Genomic DNA, 3,364 nt, shown 5'->3' on the forward strand with positions numbered 1-3,364 from the left:
GTTTTACCGATTTTCAGTTTCACGGAAGTCATGGAAAACTGGCGCAAAATAACCGAATGGCTTGCTGATTCACCAAGGAAACGAAAGCGTCAGATGGCAACTCTGGGGATGTTAGGTTAACGCTTATGGGGCTTTGCCCTGCACCCACCAGGAGGAGATAATCTCCTCCTGGACCTCCATAATAATTTTTTTTTGTTTTTTTGTTCTTTGTTCTTTGTTCTTTGTTCTTTGTTTTTATTCGATTGCCCTGTGTAGGTGTGTGCGGTGAGCAGCAATTTCCATTTTTTGACCATCAGCATCAATGGCACTCTCCAAAGTGTGCCGCCCGGGACACCCTTGCTGCAGGCATTTCGCCAAGCAGGAATCACTGTTCCCACCCTCTGTCATGCCGAACACCTGCACAACCGCAGCCGCTGCGGCGTCTGTCAGGTGGAGGAGGAGGGAAGAGGTTTGATTCCGGCTTGCCAAAACACGGTCACCCAGGAAGCCTCCTATCGCAGCGATTCGCCAATGGCCCAAGAGGCACGCAAGGCTGCCTTGACCCTGCTCTTGCGCCAACATCCTCTGAATTGTCTTGTCTGTCCGGTGCAGGGGCGCTGCCGTTTGCAACAGGTCGCCCTTGCCCTGGGCTTTACGCCGCTGCAGCATCCGCAACCTGTTGAGGCTCAGGTCGATCAACGCCACCCCTTTATCCACCGCCAAACCGCCTTGTGTATTCGCTGTGGCCTGTGTGTCACCGCCTGTCGCGATCTGCAGGGAGCCGCAGTCCTGGGAAGCCTGGGACGTGGAGCCGATTGGCAGGTCTCCCTGGGCGACCAGCGCTCCTTGTTGGAGGCAGGCTGTCTCTCCTGTGGTGGCTGTCTCTTGGTCTGTCCTACAGGCGCTTTGCGTGAACCTGAACCACAGGCTGCTCTCACTGCGGAACGACAGATTGCCACCACCTGTGGCTATTGTGCCGTCGGTTGCCGTTTGCTGGTGAGCGTGGCGGGGGGAAAAATTCTCCGCAGCGAACCCGATCCACAAGGCTCTGCAAACCGTGGCCATGCCTGTGTCAAAGGACGGTTTGGCCACGATTTTGTGCACTCTCCTCAGCGATTGACGAGACCACTGCTGCGCAATGCCGAAGGGGTGCTGCAGGAGAGTGATTGGTCAACCGCATTGGCCTATGTAGCTGAAAAATTAACGAATATCCGTGACAGTGCCGGGCCACAAGCGCTGGCCGTGGTCAGCTCAGCCCGCTGCAGCAATGAAGAGAACTATCTATTGCAAAAATTTGCCCGTCTGGTGCTGCAGAGCAACCATATCGATAACTGTGCCCGTGTTTGTCACTCCCCATCCGCCTTTGCTTTGGGAGAGGCTTTAGGTACCGGTGCAGGCACCAGCAGCTTTGAGGATGTGGACCGCTCTGATCTGCTGCTTCTGGTGGGAGCCAATCCCACAGACGCTCATCCGGTCTTGGGAGCACGCATTGTTCAGGCAGTGCGCAACGGCTGCCGACTGATTGTCATCGATCCGCGGCGCACGGAATTGGCTGCACGGGCCGATCTGCATCTGGCACTGCGTCCAGGCAGCAATCTGGCACTGCTGAACGCCCTGCAATGGGTGCTATTACAGGATAATTTGCTCAATGAGAGCTTTGTGCAGGCGCATTGCCAAGGGCTGGAGAGTTTGTGGCCAGCGCTTGCCGGGTGCACGCCGGAGTGGGCAGAAGAGCAGTGTGCGGTGCCAGCAAAACTGATTCGCCAAGCAGCGCATCTCTATGCCGGAGCAAAAGCAGCACAGATTCTTTGGGGCCTGGGCATCACCGAGTCCTGCAATGGCTCGCTCTCGGCTTTTGCTCTGATCAATATGGCTCTGCTTACCGGGCATATTGGTCGACCGGGTACCGGCGCCAGTCCCATTCGTGGTCAGAACAATGTGCAGGGAGCTTGTGACATGGGTGCCTTGCCCAATGTATTGACCGATTATCAACCTGTCAGTAGTCCAGAGGTGCGGCAGCGCTATGCGCAGATTTGGGGAGCGGAACCTCCGGCTACTCCAGGAATGAAGATGCCGGAGATGTGGGAGGCAGCCAGAGAGGGGGCTTTGCAGGGACTCTATCTGGTTGCCCAGGATCCGCTGCAGTCAGATCCCGATTCGGCAAAGGTGCGTGAAGCGTTGGGCAATTTGCAATTGTTGGTGGTGCAAGATATTTTTCTCAGCGAATCGGCTCGATATGCCCATGTGGTGTTGCCAGGATGCAGCTTTCTGGAAAAAAGGGGTACCTTTGTCAACAGTGATCGACGGGTGCAAGCGCTGCAAGAGGTGGTACCCCCTGTGGGCGACTCTTTAGCCGATGGTGAGATCGTTCTGCGCTTGGCCGAGGCGATGGGTTATTCCTTGGGGGGGCGCGATGCCGAGAGCGGCGCCTATGCTCCAGAACTTCTGCTCGATGAGATTGCCCAACTAAGTCCCAACTGGGGCGGGATCTCCTGGCAGCGGATATTGGCAAAAGGATTTATTCAGTGGCCCTGCCCAGAGAGCAGCCATCCTGGAACCGCCTTGCTGCATCAGGATGGCCACTTTCTCCGTGGCAAAGGGCGCCTGACACCGACTCCCTGGAGAGCCAGTTTGCGGTCATCCGATCCAGCCTTTCCGTTTTTGTTAAGCACAGGGCGCACCCTCTATCACTATAATGTGGGCACCATGACCCGGCGCAGCGCTATCATGGCTTTGCCAGAGGCCAAAGAGGAGCTGCTGCAGATTCATCCCCAGGATGCCGCGCAGTTGGCGCTTGCGCAGGGAGAGTGGCTGCGTGTGATTTCGGGCAATGGCAGCATTCGGGTGCGTGCGCAAATCACTACCCAGGTGCAGCCGGGTGCGCTCTTTATGGCCTTTCATTTTCCCCAGACACGGACCAATCTTTTGCTCAACGCCGCCAGCGATGAATATACCCGCTGTCCCGAATATAAAGTGACCCCAGTGCGGCTAGTCAAGTGTGCGGAGGAGTGGCGGCCAGCCATCTTTTTTGATCGAGATGGGGTGCTCAATATCGATCATGGCTATGTGCATCGACCGGATCAATTTACCTGGATCGAAGAGGCACAGGAGGCGATTCACTGGTGCAATCAGCAGGGTTATCTGGTCATTGTGGTCACCAATCAATCGGGTATTGGCCGGGGCTATTATGATGAGGCTCAGTTGTATGAGTTGACCGCCTGGATGCAGGAGCAGTTGGCGATTATCGGTGCACATATCGACGGTGTCTATTATTGTCCACACCATCCCGAAGCGAGCGACCCCTATTATCGCCAGGAGTGTTTGTGCCGTAAACCGCAGCCGGGAATGTTGGAGCAGGCAATTGCCGAATGGGAGATTGATCGGG

The 3,364-nt window shown here is 56.1% G+C and carries 1 protein-coding gene; it reads left to right on the plus strand.

The window, feature by feature from the left end:
• Positions 1-264: 264 nt before the first annotated feature.
• On the plus strand, positions 265-3,364 hold a 3,100-nt coding region (gene fdhF, locus EJP87_RS14800; RefSeq protein ID WP_193771420.1), incomplete at its 3' end, for a formate dehydrogenase subunit alpha.

Origin of the sequence: Candidatus Magnetaquicoccus inordinatus (assembly GCF_004217665.1) — a bacterium.
Taxonomy (GTDB): domain Bacteria; phylum Pseudomonadota; class Magnetococcia; order Magnetococcales; family Magnetaquicoccaceae; genus Magnetaquicoccus; species Magnetaquicoccus inordinatus.